This is a genomic window from Pseudomonas sp. JAI115, from assembly GCF_014200835.1.
Lineage (GTDB): Bacteria > Pseudomonadota > Gammaproteobacteria > Pseudomonadales > Pseudomonadaceae > Aquipseudomonas > Aquipseudomonas putida_A.
Genome location: NZ_JACHCY010000019.1, coordinates 1 through 14,724 on the forward strand (window position 1 = coordinate 1; position 14,724 = coordinate 14,724).

Below are 14,724 nucleotides of genomic sequence, written 5' to 3' on the forward strand. Positions count from 1 at the left end.
GTCTCCCACGGTCTGTACTGGTCAGAGTCAGAATCGAGTCTGTAGTCCCGCCCACCCCTTCAAGTCTAAACATACAAGCGAGCCTGCTCGCGAATGCCGCGCCTCGGTTTACAGCTCTACAACAACAGCCTGAGCAGCCCGGGTCGCCTTGGCACGCGCTGCCTCAATCGACTCATCCCGCGCCAACGCCACGCCCATCCGGCGCTGACCATTGACTTCAGGCTTGCCGAACAGACGCAACGCCGTATCCGGCTCGCTCAGCGCTGCGCCCAGGTTGGCGAACGCGGTCTGGGTCGACTGTCCTTCCACCAGAATCACCGCCGAAGCGGATGGGCCGAACTGACGGATCAGCGGCACCGGCAGACCGAGAATGGCGCGGGCGTGCAGGGCGAACTGCGACAGATCCTGGGAAATCAGGGTCACCAGACCGGTGTCATGCGGGCGCGGCGAGACTTCGCTGAACCACACCTGATCACCCTTGATGAACAGCTCGACGCCGAACAGCCCGCGACCGCCCAAGGCCTCGGTCACGGCTTTGGCCACGCGCTCGGACTCAGCCAAGGCAATCGGGCTCATGGCTTGCGGCTGCCAGGATTCCTGATAGTCGCCCTTCTCCTGACGGTGACCGACCGGTGCGCAGAACGTGGTGCCGCCAATATGGCGCACAGTCAGCAGAGTGATTTCGTAGTCGAAATCGATGAAGCCTTCGATGATCACCCGACCTTTGCCGGCGCGACCGCCCTCTTGCGCGTAATCCCAGGCTTTCTGCACGTCATCGGCGCTGCGCAGCAGGCTCTGGCCTTTGCCCGACGAGCTCATGACTGGCTTGACCACGCACGGGAAACCCAGGTCCTGAACGGCTTTGCTGTAGTCCTCGAAGGTGTCGGCAAAGTGGTACGGCGAGGTTGGCAGGTCCAGCTCTTCAGCGGCCAGACGGCGGATGCCTTCGCGGTTCATGGTCAACTGCGCGGCGCGGGCGGTCGGAATCACGGTGAAGCCTTCGGCTTCCAGCTCGACCAGCGTGGCGGTGGCGATGGCTTCGATTTCCGGCACGATGAAGTGCGGTTTCTCGGCTTCGATGACTGCACGCAGCGCGGCGCCGTCGAGCATGTTGATCACGTGGCTGCGGTGCGCCACCTGCATGGCCGGCGCGTTGGCGTAACGGTCGACGGCAATCACTTCAACGCCCAGGCGTTGCAGCTCGATCACCACTTCCTTGCCCAACTCACCACAGCCACACAGCAATACGCGGGTCGCGGTCGGCGACAATGGAGTTCCGATACGGGTCATCTCAGGTCCTCAAAGAAGCGGATCATCGAGGAAAGCAACGCCAGACGCGCTTTCCATGGGGAGAAAGCGCGGCATTTTACATGAACCGCAGGGTTTGGCTCAGCTGGCGACAGCCTGTTTGCGCTCGCGCCAGGCCATGATCAGCCAGACGGCAGTGACGCCAGCGAACTTCGAGACCAGTGCAGTGATGATCACCGGTGGCGTCATCAGGTCGATCATGCCGAAAAAGATGAAGGTATCGAGCGGAATGCTCAGCGCCGAGCTGATCCACAGGCGGTCGCGCAGCGGCCGTTTGGTGACGCTGAACACCAGCCAGTCGATGATTTCCGACACCGCGAACGCCGTGGCGCTGGCCAAGGCGATGGATGGATCAGAAGTGACGTAAGACAGTACCAGCGCCGCCAGCATCGCCACGAGCGCACCGTGGCCGAAACGGGTTTGCACCATGTCGCGCAACACGAACACCAACCCGCCCCAGGCCGACCAGATGATGTCCAGGTGTGGCGCGGTGGAGAAAGCGAAGTTGATCAGCACGACGCTGCTGATGTAGGCGATGAGGAAAATCATGGCGGCGACCTGGGAAATTGGCGCACAGGTTACTTCAGGCTTGGAGTCGGGCCAATAAGAAGTAGCGACTGTTCCGGCCTCTTCGCGAGCAAGCCCGCTCCCACAGTTGATCGAATGTGAACACAAATCCAATGTGGGAGCGGGCTTGCTCGCGAAGGCTGTTTGTCAGACGCCAGATTTCCCGGGGATCATCCACACCAACCCACTCGCCTTCGCCCGCTCATGACACAACCCCAGCACCACCCGTCGCTCGTCATTGGTCATGCGCCCCCAGCGGGTGATCTCCGCGACCGTGCGCTGGCAACCGGTACAAATATCGTCTTCATCCAGTGCGCAGATATTCACACACGGCGAGGCAACCGGTCTTTCGGGAGTACTCATTCTTCCTGCTCGACCAGATCACGCGCATAGCGCTGCGAGTTATGCACATAGTGCGCGGCGCTGGCTTCGAGCATCTTCTTCTGCGGCTCGGTCAGCTCACGCACGACCTTGCCCGGCGAGCCCATCACCAGCGAGCCATCGGGGATCTCCTTGCCTTCGCCGATCAGCGAATTGGCGCCGATGATGCAGTTCTTGCCGATTTTCGCCCCGTTGAGGATCACCGCGTTGATGCCGATCAGGCTGTAGTCGCCGACGGTGCAGCCATGCAGCATGGCGTTGTGACCGATGGTCACGCCGGTGCCGATGGTCAGCGGATAGCCCATGTCGGTGTGCATCACCGTGCCGTCCTGGACGTTGCTGTTCTTGCCGATCAGGATCAGTTCGTTGTCGCCGCGCAATACGGCGTTGAACCAGACGTTGGCGCCCTCCTCCAGTCTGACCTTGCCCACCAGCACGGCATTGGGCGCGACCCAGCTCTGTGGCTGGGTGTCGACGCGGGCCTCGCCCAGGCGGTATTTCATCTTGTTTTCCTCAGGGCTCAAGAACGGGCCATTCGAGCGATGGCTTCAGGTGTTGATGCTTCAGGTATTAATAAAACTTTTGGGCGGGTGATGCAGGCTGATCTGTTCGTCATAGAGCAGATTGATCAGTTCGACGATCATGATAGCGGTCAAACCCCAGATCTTGAATTCGCCGTAGCGATAACTCGGCACATACCAACTACGGCCCTGGTAATCGATACGGTGCGTGTGTTCGCGCGGATCTTTGCGGAAAAACTCCAGCGGCACGTTGAACACCGCTGCGATCTCGGCATCGTTGGCCTGGTATTCGACGAAGTCCGGGATCACCCCGACATACGGCGTGACCTTGATGCCGTGCAGGGAGATCAGCGGGCTGAGCGGGCCGATCACCTCGACCAGCCCCGGTGGCAGGCCGATTTCTTCCTCGGCTTCGCGCAGAGCGGTGAAGATCAGATCGGGGTCTTCCGGGTCGCGGCGACCGCCGGGAAAGGCCACCTCGCCGCCATGGGTCGAGAGGCCGCTGGCGCGCAGGGTCAGCACCAGCTCGGGTTCGTCACTGCGGGTGATCGGCACCAGAACAGCGGCCTCGGGGAAACGTTTATCGGTCTCCAGCGTGCGCGGTGTGTGGTTGCTTACCCTATGCAGTAGCTCGTCCAGCATGAGTGTTCTCGATCTGTGCCTTACCCTGCATCATGCACCAATCATTGCAGCCGCCCAAGCCCCTGACCGGGCCATGTCGCGAAACGACAACTTGCCGACCGGCACCGCTGCACGCCAAGATAGGCGCAGCATTCAGGAACCCCAGCATGAAATTTTGCAGCCAGTGCGGCAACCCGGTGACCCAGCGCATTCCCGAAGGCGATTCGCGGCTGCGATTTGTCTGTGACAGCTGTCAGACCATTCACTATCAAAACCCCAATATCGTCGCCGGTTGCGTCGCGACCTGGGGCAGTAAAGTGCTGCTCTGCCGCCGCGCCATCGAGCCACGCCTCGGTTACTGGACGCTGCCCGCCGGTTTCATGGAAAACGGCGAAACCATCGAGCAAGCCGCGATCCGCGAAACCGCCGAGGAAGCCTGCGCCCGGGTACGCAACCTGAGCATCTATACCTTGATCGATGTGCCGCACATCAGCCAGGTGCACGTATTTTTCCGCGCCGAACTGGTCGATCTGGACTTTGCTGCCGGGCCCGAAAGCCTCGAAGTACAACTATTCGACGAAGCCGACATCCCGTGGGACGAGCTGGCTTTCCGCACCGTGGGGCGTACCTTAGAATGCTTCTTCGCTGATCGCCGCGCCGAAAGCTACCCGGTTCGCTCCGAATCGATTCCGCCGTTGACGCAGCCTGCCATCACCTAAAGCTTCTATAAATAAAATATCTGCGTCACTCCTTGGGGAATCGTTTCAATGCGCTGGTTGCTTGCCCTGTTTTGCCTGTCGTTCGTCACCATGTCCCAAGCGTCATTCGTGACCACCGTGACGCCGTCGAATACCCCGATGATCGAAAAAATCCTGGTGCTCAAATCGGCTCATCAACTGCAATTGATCGCCGACGGCAAGCCGATCAAGACCTATCGAATCTCCTTGGGCAAGGGCGCGAAAAAAGGTCCGAAACTGATTGAAGGCGACAAACGCACGCCCGAAGGTTTCTATTGGATCGACTGGCGCAAGGTCAGTGAAAAATTCAACCTGGCGATGCACATCTCCTACCCGAACATCAGCGACTCGGCCCGCGCCCGCCGCGAAGGCGTCGAGCCTGGCGGGATGATCATGATCCACGGCACCCCGGATTCGGAAGAAACCCCGGAAGACCTGTTCCACACCCTGGACTGGACCGACGGCTGCATCGCCATGCGCAACATGGACATGCGCGAAGTCTGGGGTCTGGTGCCGGACGGCACGATGATCGAGATCCGTCCTTAACCAGCGACCACTGGTCACCTGAAAAAAATAAATCAAAAGATCACAGTCTGCGGCAGTTCCTACAGGGTTGATACCACTTGCCACTGTAGGAGCTGCCGCAGGCTGCGATCTTTTGCTTTTTACAGCCCACCCCTAATACCACTTCAAACCACAACCCCCGAAACCCGCCATTTCATTGGGCTAAACACCAATTCCCCGCGTTGACATGGTATTCAAGTGGTATTAATTTCCGCCCCACAAGCGAGCCACAACAATCCTATACTCGCGTCGGAAATGACCTACATGAACGACCTCCAGGCCCTACGCCCAGATGACTCCCAGCCGACGCCGCTGTACCTGCAGCTGGCGCGCAATCTGGAATCGGCGATCCATTCCGGGCAGTGGAAGGCCGAGCAGGCGATGCCCTCCGAACGCAACCTCAGCGAGCAACTGGGTATCTCCCGGGTCACCGCACGCAAAGCGCTGGAAGTGCTGCTCGATCAAGGTCTGATCCGCCGCCTGCAAGGTTCCGGCACGTTCATCACACCCCGTCTGGAACAACCGCTGTCACGCCTCTCGGGCTTCAGCGAAATGCTTCGCCTCAAGGGCTTTGTCCCCAGCTCGCAGTGGCTGGAGCGCGAAATCACCCTGCCGACTCACGAAGAACTGATCCGCCTGAGCCTGTCGCCGAACGACAAGGTCGCGCGCATGAAACGCCTGCGCAAGGCCGACGACACGGTGATGGCCATCGAGATGAGCACCCTGCCCGCCTCGATCATGCCCAAGCCGCACCTGGTCGGCGATTCGCTCTACGAATACCTCGACGGCATCGGCAAACCGATCGTCCGCGCCCTGCAGCACATCCAGGCGATCAACGCCTCGGACGAGTTCGCCGCGCTGGTCGGCATCGCCCCCGGCACCGCCATGCTGCTGATGACCCGGGTCGGCTACCTCGAAGACAACACGCCGATCGAAGTCACCGACACCTATTGCCGCAACGACTACTACGACTTTGTTGCAGAGCTTCGCCGCTGATCAGCAGCCAGGCCAAACGAGAGAAGCAAAATGTCCGAAGACAACATCCTCACCGCCAGCGGCTGGGTTCGCGGCCGGCTGATCCACGAACACGGCAGAGTCGTGTCGATCGAAGGCGTGCCCTGCGATCCGGCCGACAATGATCTGCCCTACCTGCTGCCGGGTTTCATCGATCTGCACGTCCATGGCGGTGGTGGCAAAGACATCATGGAAGGCGCCAGCGCTTTCGAAACCATCACTCGCACCCACGTGCGCTTCGGCACCACTTCGCTGCTGGCCACCACCATGACCGCGCCGAGTGCCGAGATCTCCAGCGTGCTGAAAGAGGTCGGCGAGTTCTGCGAACAGCGTCCGCAAGGTGCCGCCCGGGTACTCGGTGTGCATCTGGAGGGCCCGTACATCAACCCCGGAAAACTCGGCGCGCAACCGAACTTCGCCCACACCGCGTTGATGGCCGAGGTCGAGCAATACCTCGCGCTGGCGCCGATCCGGGTGATCACCATCGCCCCGGAAATCGCCGGTCACGACGGGTTGATTCGTGAACTGAGCAGCCGGGGCATCCGCATGCAGATCGGCCACACCCTCGGCAGCTACGAGGAAGGCGTCGCCGCTCTGGAGGCTGGCGCGACCAGTTTCACCCATTTGTACAACGCCATGAGTCCGCTGCATCACCGCGAACCGGGGATCGTCGGCGCCGCGCTGGCCCACGCCAAATTCGCCGAACTGATCCCGGACTTGCTGCACGTGCATCCCGGTGCGATCCGCGTGGCCCTGCGTTCGATCCCATGCCTGTATTGCGTCACCGATTCGACCGCGGCCGCCGGCATGCCCGACGGTGAATACAAGCTCGGCAGCCACACCGTGACCAAATGCCTGGGCGGCGTGCGCCTGTCCGACGGCACGCTGGCCGGCAGCACCCTGACCATGGATCAGGCCCTGCGCAATCTGGTGAAGATCGGCTTGCCGATTGCCGAGGCCTCGCAACGTCTTTCGCAATTTCCCGCCGACTACCTCGGCATCACTGAACGCGGGCGCCTGCAACCGGGGGCCTGGGCCGACTGCGTGCGGCTGGATCGCTCACTCACACTGACCGCCGTCATGGTCGAAGGAGAAGACATTGACTTCAAAAATGCTTGAAGAGGCGCTGTCCTCGTTCGAGGCCGTGCAAGCCCAACTGCAACAGCTCGACCCGCAGATGATCGAGATCGCCGGGCGCCTGCGCCGTCAGCCGCCACAAGTGGCGATGACCGTTGCGCGCGGCAGCTCCGACCACGCGGCGAGCTACTTCGCCTACCTGACCATGCAGCAACTGGGCGTACCCGTGGCGTCGTTGCCGATGTCGGTGGTGACCATGCAGCAGGCGCCGCTGAAGGTCAGCGGTCAGGTGGCGTTCGCGTTCTCGCAGTCGGGGCAAAGTCCGGATCTGGTCAACAGTCTGCGACTGTTGCGCAAGCGTGGCGCCCTCAGTGTGTCGATGGTCAACGCTGACGATTCGCCGTTGGAAGCCGCATGTGAATTCAGCCTGCCGCTGCTCGCCGGCACCGAAAGCAGCGTCGCCGCGACCAAGAGTTTTATCGCCACCCTCAGCGCCAGCGCCCGCCTGATCGCGCACTGGAAAGAAGACAACGAACTGCTGGAAGCGCACAACGCCCTGCCCGAAGGCCTGCGCGAAGCGGCGCAGCAGGACTGGAGCACCGCGATCGACGCCTTGCGCGACTGTGAACGCCTGATGGTCATCGGCCGTGGTGCCGGATTTGCCATCGCCCAAGAGGCCGCGCTGAAATTCAAGGAAACCTCGGCGATCCAGGCCGAAGCCTTCAGCAGTGCCGAAGTCCGTCACGGCCCGATGGCGCTGATCGACGAGCATTACCCGTTGCTGGTGTTCGCCCCGCGCGGTGCCGAACAGGCCGGTCTGATCAGTCTTGCGGCAGAGATGCGTCAACGCGGCGCTCGCGTGCTGCTGGCCGCGCCGGACGACATCCTCGAACGCGACCTGACCCTGAGCCGCGCCGAACACCCGGCCCTCGACCCGATTCTGGCGATCCAGAGCTTCTACGTGATGGCCGCAGGTCTCGCCGTGGCCCGTGGCATGGACCCGGATCAACCGCGCCACCTGAGCAAAGTGACCCGTACGCACTAACCACTGCTGAACGATGCACAACCCTGTCGGCGGACGGAAAACCGTTGATTGATGCACAACCCTGTAGGAGCTGCCGCAGGCTGCGATCTTTTGATTTTGACGTTGAAAAAAACAAGATCAAAAGATCGCCGCCTGCGGCAGCTCCTACAGGGGACAGCGAAATTACTGATGAGACCGAGCCATGCACAACAACAATAAAGAGCTGACCCTCAGCGCCCCGCTCAGCGGCCCGGTGCTCACGCTCGCCAAAGTCCCGGACGCGGTGTTCGCCAGCGGCGCGATGGGTGACGGCATCGCCATCGACCCGCTGAATGACACCCTGTATTCGCCCTGCGCCGGGGAGATCATCCACGTCGCCCGCACCGGCCACGCGCTGACCGTGCGCGCCGACAACGGCGCGGAAATCCTTCTGCACCTGGGCCTCGATACCGTTGAACTGAACGGCGAAGGCTTCTCGATGCTGGTCAAGGAAGGCACGCGGGTCAGCAACGGCCAGCCGTTGTTGCGCTATGACCTGGACAAGGTCGGCCAGCAGTGCAAAAGCCTGGTCAGCCTGTTGATCCTGACCAACAGCCAGGATTTCCAGGTGCGCCCGATCACACTCAAAGCGGTGAAGGTCGGCGAGCCGTTGCTGCACATTATTGCCCGCAACGGTGCGGCTGCGAATGTTGAAGAAACTGGCGGGCCTGAGGTGCGTGGGCAAGTGTTGGTGGCTCATCGCGGCGGTCTGCATGCGCGCCCTGCCGCACTGATTCGGCAGACCGCACAAGGCTTCAAGAGCCAGTCGCAGCTGCACTTCGCTGGTAAGTCGGCGCCGTGCAACAGCCTGATCGGGCTGATGGGACTGGCCATCGGCGAGCAGGATGAGGTGCAGGTCAGCTGTCAGGGGCCGGACGCCGAAGCCGCGCTGCAAGCCTTGCTCAATGCCTTGGCGACCGCCCTGCCCGATGATCATCACGCTGCTGCACCGGTCAACGCCGCACCGCGCAAACGCCCCGCCGAGGCTGGCGTATTGCAGGGTGTGTGCGCCGCACCGGGTCTGGTCGGCGGGCCGCTGTTTCGCCTGAACGCGATCAGCCTGCCGGCAGATGCGGGCAATCATGCTCCGCTTGAGCAACTGCAGAAACTTGAAAGCGCGCTGAATCAGGTTCGCGGCGAAATCAACGCTACCCTCGCCCAAGCGAAAAAGCACAAGAGCACCGACGAAGAAGCGATCTTCGCCGCGCACCTGGCACTGCTCGAAGACCCGGCCCTGCTCGACGCCGCGCAGCATGCTATCGACCAAGGCACAGCGGCGACCCACGCGTGGAGCCAGTCGATCGACGTGCAGTGCGAAGTGCTGCAACACACCGGCAGTGCGCTGCTGGCCGAACGCGCCAACGACCTGCGCGACCTCAAGCAACGTGTCCTGCGCGCCCTGCTCGGCGAAGCCTGGCATTACGAAGTGCCGGCCGGCTCCATTGTCGCTGCGCATGAACTGACGCCGTCGGATCTGCTGCAACTCAGCGCGCAAGGTGTCGCCGGGTTGTGCATGGCCGAGGGCGGCGCGACTTCGCACGTGGCGATTCTGGCGCGCGGCAAAGGTCTGCCGTGCCTGGTTGCACTGGGCGCCGCTTTACTCGATCAAGCACAGGGTCAGTCGGTGGTGCTGGATGCCGATGGCGGCCGCCTCGAACTGACGCCGAACACCGAACGCCTGGCCGAAGTACAACAGGCGCAAATCGAGCGTCAGCAACGCCGCGATGCGCAACAAACCAAAGCCCATCTGTCCGCCGAAACCCGCAATGGCGTGGCGATCGAAGTGGTCGCCAATGTCGCCTCCAGCCATGAAGCGGCAGACGCCTTTGCCAACGGCGCCGATGGCGTCGGCCTGCTACGCACCGAATTTCTGTTCGTCGACCGGCAGACCGCGCCGGACGTCGACGAGCAGCGCGCCGCCTATCAAGCCGTGCTCGATGCCATGGGTGAGCACTCGGTGATCATCCGCACCATCGATGTCGGCGGCGACAAGCAACTCGACTACCTGCCGCTGCCCGCCGAAGCCAATCCGGTACTCGGCCTGCGCGGCATTCGTCTGGCCCAGGCCCGTCCGGAAATCCTCGATCAGCAATTGCGCGCACTGCTGCAAGTCAGCCCGCTGCGCCGTTGCCGGATCCTGTTGCCGATGGTCACCGAAGTCGACGAACTGCTGCACATCCGCCAACGGGTCGATGCGCTGTGCCTGGAGTTGGGCATCAATCAGCGCCCGGAAATCGGCGTGATGATCGAAGTCCCCGCCGCCGCGCTGCAAGCCGAACAACTGGCCGAGCACGCCGACTTCCTGTCGATCGGCACCAACGACCTGTCGCAATACACACTGGCCATGGACCGCGACCACGCCGGCCTCGCCGCTCGCGTCGATGCCCTGCACCCGGCGTTGCTGCGGCTGATCGCCATGACCTGCGCAGGCGCGGCGGTGCACAAACGCTGGGTTGGCGTGTGCGGTGCCCTCGCCTCCGATCCACTGGCGACACCAGTGCTGATCGGCCTCGGCGTGACCGAGCTGTCGGTGAGCCCGGTGCAAATCGGTGAAATCAAGGATCGCGTGCGCCAGTTGCACGAGGCCGAATGCCAACGCCTCAGCCTCGACCTGTTGAAACTCAACAGCGCCGCTGCGGTTCGTCACGCCTGCCACCAGCATTGGCCTCTGCACTAACAACAAGCTCTCTATAAAGAGCAGGGAGAACCACCATGTACCAACTCTTCATCGAAGGCCTGCAACGCCTCGGCCGTGCGCTGATGCTGCCAATCGCGATCCTGCCGATTGCCGGCCTGCTGCTGCGTCTGGGTGACACCGACCTGCTGAACATCGCGATCATTCACGATGCCGGCCAGGTGATCTTCGCCAACCTGGCGATGATCTTCGCCATCGGCATCGCTGTCGGGTTTGCCAAGGACAACAACGGCACCGCAGGCCTGGCCGGAGTGATCGGTTACCTAGTGATGATCTCCACGCTCAAGGTGCTCGACCCGAGCATCAACATGGGCATGCTCGCCGGGATCGTCAGCGGCCTGATGGCCGGCGCGCTGTACAACCGCTTCAAAGACATCAAGCTGCCGGAGTACCTGGCATTCTTCGGCGGCCGGCGCTTCGTGCCGATCGTCACCGGTTTCGCCGCCGTCGCGCTGGGCGTGGTGTTCGGCTACATCTGGCCGCCGATCCAGCACGGCATCAACAGCTTCGGCGCCTTGATGATGGAAAGCGGCAGCATCGGTGCGTTCGTGTTTGGCGTGTTCAACCGCTTGCTCATCGTCACCGGCCTGCACCACATCCTCAACAACATGGCGTGGTTCGTGTTCGGCAACTTCACCGACCCGACCACCGGCGCACTGGTCACCGGCGACCTGTCACGCTACTTCGCCGGCGATCCAAAGGGCGGCCAGTTCATGACCGGCATGTTCCCGATGATGATCTTCGGCCTGCCGGCGGCGTGCCTGGCGATGTACCGCAACGCGTTGCCGGAGCGGCGCAAGGTCATGGGCGGGATCTTCCTGTCGATGGCGCTGACCTCGTTTTTGACCGGGGTAACCGAGCCCATCGAATTCGCCTTCATGTTCCTCGCCCCGCTGCTGTATCTGCTGCATGCGTTGCTGACCGGCCTGTCGATGGCGATCACCAATGCGCTGAACATCCACCTCGGTTTCACCTTCTCCGGCGGCTTCATCGACATGGTGCTGGGTTGGGGGCGCTCGACCAATGGCTGGCTGGTGATTCCGGTCGGGCTGGCGTACGCCGTGGTGTATTACGCGGTGTTTGATTTCTGTATCCGCCGCTTCAATCTGAAGACGCCGGGGCGTGAGGACGTGGCCGCCACCGAGAAGTCGGTGCTTACGGAAAACGAACGTGCTGCTGCGTACATCAAGGCCTTGGGCGGTGCCGAGAATCTGCTTACCGTGGGCGCCTGCACGACTCGTCTGCGCCTGGAAATGGTCGATCGCAACAAGGCTTCCGACGCTGACTTGAAGGCTCTGGGCGCGATGGCCGTGGTACGCCCGGGCAAGGGCGGCAGCTTGCAGGTGGTGGTCGGGCCATTGGCCGACAGCATCGCCGACGAAATCCGCCTCGCCATGCCGACGCTGGGGCGTGCGTTGGTGGCTGCGCCTGCAGTGGTGGTCGAGGAACCGAAAGCTGCAATGGTCGCTGCACCGGAAGCCCAGCAATGGCTGACGGCGTTGGGCGGTAGCGACAATGTGCTGCAGCTGGACTGCATCGCCCTGACCCGTATTCGCCTGCAATTGGCCGATGGAAAAGCGTTGTCCGAGGCTCAGTTGAAAGAGCTGGGTTGCCAGGGTGTCAGCCCGCTGGAGGGTGGGGTGTGGCATTTGTTGATTGGCGAGAAAGCGGCGAGTTTGAGTGGGGCGATTGAGGCGTTGGTGAACCGGAGTGAGGTCAGCGCCAAGGTATAACCCACAGCGAAACTCAACAGCCTCACTGATAAACGGAAAGCCGCTGGGCTGTGGAGCTCAGCGGCTTTTTATCAAGTGTTTACTAAGCCTTGACGGTGAACGTACGTGCTTGGGAGTGAAGGACCCGTCCTCTGGCCGTGATCGAATGAACCCCCAATGACAAAGCCGTCAAGATAAAGTGCCAATTGCCTGCAGCGTCAGCAACAACTCGCCCTTTCAAAGTAGCACCGTCGAAAATCTGGAGTTCATCGCCGGCAGACGCCAAGCCGCTCGACTGCACAACAGTGGAGGAGGTGGTACCGCCGTTTGGAATCTCCTCGCTTTGGCTGTCTTTCATGGAGGTAATTACCGGCACAGTGTTTTTTTCAGTAGACATAGCAAAATCCTTCTTACCTGTTGTGAATGGAAGTCTCATCAGACAGAAGTTTGCCGAATCGCACCACTGTCAGAAATTACAGGTAAGCGGTGGTTTCCGATGATTGGTCATCATCAAGACGAACCTAAGCATTGAATCCAAAACTTGATCGCCGACGGCCCGCTCCCACGTGAGGTCTCAATTCCCCAAAAAGGATATGAGACCCGCGACGGGACGAGCCGGTTTGCAATGATCATCCGATGAATCAGGTTCGCGGATCGACTCGATCCAGCGCTCGATTTACCGCCAGTTCGGCGAGCATGACGATTTGCTGAATCGCCAGTGCGGTACTGCGTTGCAGGCCGCTGAGTTCGCTGGCGAAGTTGCTGGCCATGGCACTGGCGCAGGCCAACGATTCGTAGGCGTGGGCCAGCAGGGTTTCTGTGTCGATGCTGGGGTTGACCAGGAACATCGTGCTGGGCTGATGCGCCTCAGCGGGTTGCGGGGTGAAGTAGAAATCGACAGCGCGCTTGATGGCTTCACGGTCTTTCGTCAGGTCTTCGACGCGGATGGCGTCTACGGGTGGTGCTGTGGTTTCGTTGGGTGGGTCGGGGATCAGTTTGTCCATCGAACAAGTCCTTTTAAGTGTCGTAGCCACTTGCTCCCGATCTCACTCGGAGAAGAGGTGGCAGCCATGTACGGAGTGAGATTACCGGTAAGGACCCCAAATCCGGCCGGACCGAAGTCCGCCCGTACATAGCCGCCATAAGGAATTGCTGACAGTGAAAGCTGACCGCAATTATGGGGGCACTTGTGTGGGGATCCAAATCGGGTATCTCACCTCCCGGTCGCTGAATTGGCAGCGACAGACAAAGCCTAGAGACCGGGCGTCCGAGGGACAACCTGAAAACCTTGTGGGAAGGTTCTGGTAATTCCACACACTCTTAAACACAAAACATCCCGTGTAGGAGCTGCGGAAGGCTCGGGCCGCGTTCGGACGATCTTTTGATCTGCCCTTTGACTGTAAAAAACCAAAGTCAAAAGATCGCAGCCTTCGGCAGCTCCTACAGGTGAGTACTGCACCAGATAGAAATTGGTCGGCTGTCAGGCCGCCATCGCTGGCAAGCCAGGCTCCCACAGGGGTTGAGTACATCTGCGATGGATCAGTGAGCTATCAGGACGCCTTCGCGAGCAAGCTCGCTCCCACACTTTGAACCCGGTGTATTCAGGTAGAGATTGGTCGGCTGTCAGGCCACCATCGCCAGCATCCTGGCTCCTGCAATTTAGCAAGCGCACACCCCATGCGGCGAAGCCGCCCCACTCCAGGATGAGCGCAAGCTCGGCTGTCGCTCTTGATCTTGATCCACGGGCGACGTCGGAAGGCTGAGTGGAGGGATTGATCCGGGGGTGGGAGCGCAGCGACCGTTTGGCGCAGCCAAACACAGCGAGAGGAGGTGCAGCGAAGCAAACCGGAGGCGCTGCGCCCGGATCAATACCGGAGCGAAGGGACCCCGAGCCTCAGCGAGCGGGCCGAACGCAGGAGCAAGCGTTTTGGGTTACTTTTTAGGCGTTTGTAAAAAGTGACTCGCCGTAAGGGCGAAACCGCCAGCCGCTGCACCCGAAGCAACGGATATTCACACAGTCAGCCAGAGCATGGTCGCCTGTCAGGGCGCCATCGCGAGCAGGCTCACTCCTACAGAAACGCAAATCGCAGACAACAAAAAACCCGCAGACAATCACTCATCTGCGGGTTTTCCGTTCCAGCGGCAAAAAGATCAGAAATCCTCCAGCCGCCACACCTCATAAGCCGGCGTCTCGTAAGGGTGGCTCAACTTGAGAGCAGCCACCACATCACCAATCAAAGCGTCACAAACCACAAGCTCAACCTTCCATTCCTCGACCCGCTCAACCTGCCCCGCCTCACCAATGAACGGCTGACTGCCGTCCAAAGGCCGAAACTGACCAGACCCAAGCACCTGCCAAGCACAGTGGTCATAGTCCCCGATCCGCCCACCACCGGCAGCGAATAAAGCGTCCTTGACCACCTCGACATGACTGTCAGGAACAAAAAATCCGAGCTTGTACACG

Annotated in this window: 15 protein-coding genes; 7 read left to right on the forward strand and 8 right to left on the reverse strand. The window is 61.2% G+C overall.

The features are described 5' to 3' along the window. Nucleotides 1-108 precede the first annotated feature (108 nt). The 5 genes from purT to HDC30_RS26340 form a co-directional block, all read right to left on the reverse strand. A complete protein-coding gene (purT, locus tag HDC30_RS26320) occupies nucleotides 109-1,290 on the reverse strand; it encodes a formate-dependent phosphoribosylglycinamide formyltransferase (RefSeq protein ID WP_003221968.1) in 1,182 nt (393 codons plus the stop codon). Nucleotides 1,291-1,389: 99 nt separating this feature from the next. Next, the gene (locus HDC30_RS26325) at nucleotides 1,390-1,857 is read right to left on the reverse strand and encodes a VUT family protein (RefSeq protein WP_007967799.1); all 468 of its coding nucleotides are present in this window, start codon (nucleotides 1,855-1,857) and stop codon (nucleotides 1,390-1,392) included. A gap of 165 nt (nucleotides 1,858-2,022) precedes the next feature. Next, complete coding sequence (locus tag HDC30_RS26330; protein ID WP_183785784.1) at nucleotides 2,023-2,238, reverse strand: DUF1289 domain-containing protein; 216 nt, start codon at nucleotides 2,236-2,238, stop codon at nucleotides 2,023-2,025. Next, nucleotides 2,235-2,759: a gamma carbonic anhydrase family protein gene (locus HDC30_RS26335; protein ID WP_183785786.1), complete on the reverse strand. Its 525-nt coding sequence runs from the start codon at nucleotides 2,757-2,759 to the stop codon at nucleotides 2,235-2,237. The genes HDC30_RS26330 and HDC30_RS26335 overlap by 4 nt, the downstream gene beginning before the upstream one ends. 60 nt (nucleotides 2,760-2,819) lie before the next feature. After that, nucleotides 2,820-3,419 (reverse strand): CoA pyrophosphatase, encoded by a 600-nt coding sequence (locus tag HDC30_RS26340; RefSeq protein WP_003221960.1) that lies wholly within the window; start codon nucleotides 3,417-3,419, stop codon nucleotides 2,820-2,822. 146 nt (nucleotides 3,420-3,565) lie between these two features. Here HDC30_RS26340 and HDC30_RS26345 point away from each other — a divergent pair, with 146 nt between their 5' ends. The 7 genes from HDC30_RS26345 (at nucleotide 3,566) to nagE (ending at nucleotide 12,281) form a co-directional block, all read left to right on the forward strand. After that, on the forward strand, nucleotides 3,566-4,117 hold the full coding sequence (locus HDC30_RS26345) for an NUDIX hydrolase (protein ID WP_150370332.1): 552 nt from the start codon (nucleotides 3,566-3,568) through the stop codon (nucleotides 4,115-4,117). A 48-nt stretch (nucleotides 4,118-4,165) separates the two neighbouring features. Further along, the gene (locus HDC30_RS26350) at nucleotides 4,166-4,681 is read left to right on the forward strand and encodes a murein L,D-transpeptidase family protein (protein WP_183785788.1); all 516 of its coding nucleotides are present in this window, start codon (nucleotides 4,166-4,168) and stop codon (nucleotides 4,679-4,681) included. Nucleotides 4,682-4,963: 282 nt separating this feature from the next. Further along, nucleotides 4,964-5,695 (forward strand): GntR family transcriptional regulator, encoded by a 732-nt coding sequence (locus tag HDC30_RS26355; RefSeq protein ID WP_027610964.1) that lies wholly within the window; start codon nucleotides 4,964-4,966, stop codon nucleotides 5,693-5,695. Nucleotides 5,696-5,725: 30 nt separating this feature from the next. After that, the gene (gene nagA, locus HDC30_RS26360) at nucleotides 5,726-6,832 is read left to right on the forward strand and encodes an N-acetylglucosamine-6-phosphate deacetylase (RefSeq protein ID WP_183785790.1); all 1,107 of its coding nucleotides are present in this window, start codon (nucleotides 5,726-5,728) and stop codon (nucleotides 6,830-6,832) included. After that, nucleotides 6,813-7,835 (forward strand): SIS domain-containing protein, encoded by a 1,023-nt coding sequence (locus HDC30_RS26365; protein WP_183785792.1) that lies wholly within the window; start codon nucleotides 6,813-6,815, stop codon nucleotides 7,833-7,835. Before nagA ends, HDC30_RS26365 begins: the two co-directional genes overlap by 20 nt. A gap of 181 nt (nucleotides 7,836-8,016) precedes the next feature. Beyond that, entirely contained in the window at nucleotides 8,017-10,530 is a 2,514-nt protein-coding gene (gene ptsP, locus HDC30_RS26370; protein ID WP_183785794.1) for a phosphoenolpyruvate--protein phosphotransferase, read from the forward strand. Nucleotides 10,531-10,565: 35 nt separating this feature from the next. Next, complete coding sequence (gene nagE, locus HDC30_RS26375; RefSeq protein WP_183785796.1) at nucleotides 10,566-12,281, forward strand: N-acetylglucosamine-specific PTS transporter subunit IIBC; 1,716 nt, start codon at nucleotides 10,566-10,568, stop codon at nucleotides 12,279-12,281. An 82-nt stretch (nucleotides 12,282-12,363) separates the two neighbouring features. Here the strand turns inward: nagE and HDC30_RS26380 are convergent, their stop codons facing one another. The 3 genes from HDC30_RS26380 to HDC30_RS26390 form a co-directional block, all read right to left on the reverse strand. Beyond that, nucleotides 12,364-12,657 (reverse strand): hypothetical protein, encoded by a 294-nt coding sequence (locus HDC30_RS26380; protein ID WP_027610959.1) that lies wholly within the window; start codon nucleotides 12,655-12,657, stop codon nucleotides 12,364-12,366. Between the two features lie 244 nt (nucleotides 12,658-12,901). Then, on the reverse strand, nucleotides 12,902-13,264 hold the full coding sequence (locus HDC30_RS26385) for a DUF6124 family protein (RefSeq protein ID WP_183785798.1): 363 nt from the start codon (nucleotides 13,262-13,264) through the stop codon (nucleotides 12,902-12,904). 1,147 nt (nucleotides 13,265-14,411) lie between these two features. After that, entirely contained in the window at nucleotides 14,412-14,723 is a 312-nt protein-coding gene (locus tag HDC30_RS26390) for a YqfO family protein (RefSeq protein ID WP_097086744.1), read from the reverse strand. Nucleotide 14,724 lies beyond the last annotated feature (1 nt).

Coding starts and splice junctions, on each gene's coding strand:
- ptsP (WP_183785794.1), top strand. CDS start 8,017: ATGCACAACAACAATAAAGAGCTGACCCTCAGCGCCCCGCTCAGCGGC.
- nagA (WP_183785790.1), top strand. CDS start 5,726: ATGTCCGAAGACAACATCCTCACCGCCAGCGGCTGGGTTCGCGGCCGG.
- HDC30_RS26385 (WP_183785798.1), bottom strand. CDS start 13,264: ATGGACAAACTGATCCCCGACCCACCCAACGAAACCACAGCACCACCC.
- HDC30_RS26350 (WP_183785788.1), top strand. CDS start 4,166: ATGCGCTGGTTGCTTGCCCTGTTTTGCCTGTCGTTCGTCACCATGTCC.
- HDC30_RS26340 (WP_003221960.1), bottom strand. CDS start 3,419: ATGCTGGACGAGCTACTGCATAGGGTAAGCAACCACACACCGCGCACG.
- HDC30_RS26325 (WP_007967799.1), bottom strand. CDS start 1,857: ATGATTTTCCTCATCGCCTACATCAGCAGCGTCGTGCTGATCAACTTC.
- purT (WP_003221968.1), bottom strand. CDS start 1,290: ATGACCCGTATCGGAACTCCATTGTCGCCGACCGCGACCCGCGTATTG.
- HDC30_RS26345 (WP_150370332.1), top strand. CDS start 3,566: ATGAAATTTTGCAGCCAGTGCGGCAACCCGGTGACCCAGCGCATTCCC.
- HDC30_RS26355 (WP_027610964.1), top strand. CDS start 4,964: ATGAACGACCTCCAGGCCCTACGCCCAGATGACTCCCAGCCGACGCCG.
- nagE (WP_183785796.1), top strand. CDS start 10,566: ATGTACCAACTCTTCATCGAAGGCCTGCAACGCCTCGGCCGTGCGCTG.
- HDC30_RS26330 (WP_183785784.1), bottom strand. CDS start 2,238: ATGAGTACTCCCGAAAGACCGGTTGCCTCGCCGTGTGTGAATATCTGC.
- HDC30_RS26380 (WP_027610959.1), bottom strand. CDS start 12,657: ATGTCTACTGAAAAAAACACTGTGCCGGTAATTACCTCCATGAAAGAC.
- HDC30_RS26335 (WP_183785786.1), bottom strand. CDS start 2,759: ATGAAATACCGCCTGGGCGAGGCCCGCGTCGACACCCAGCCACAGAGC.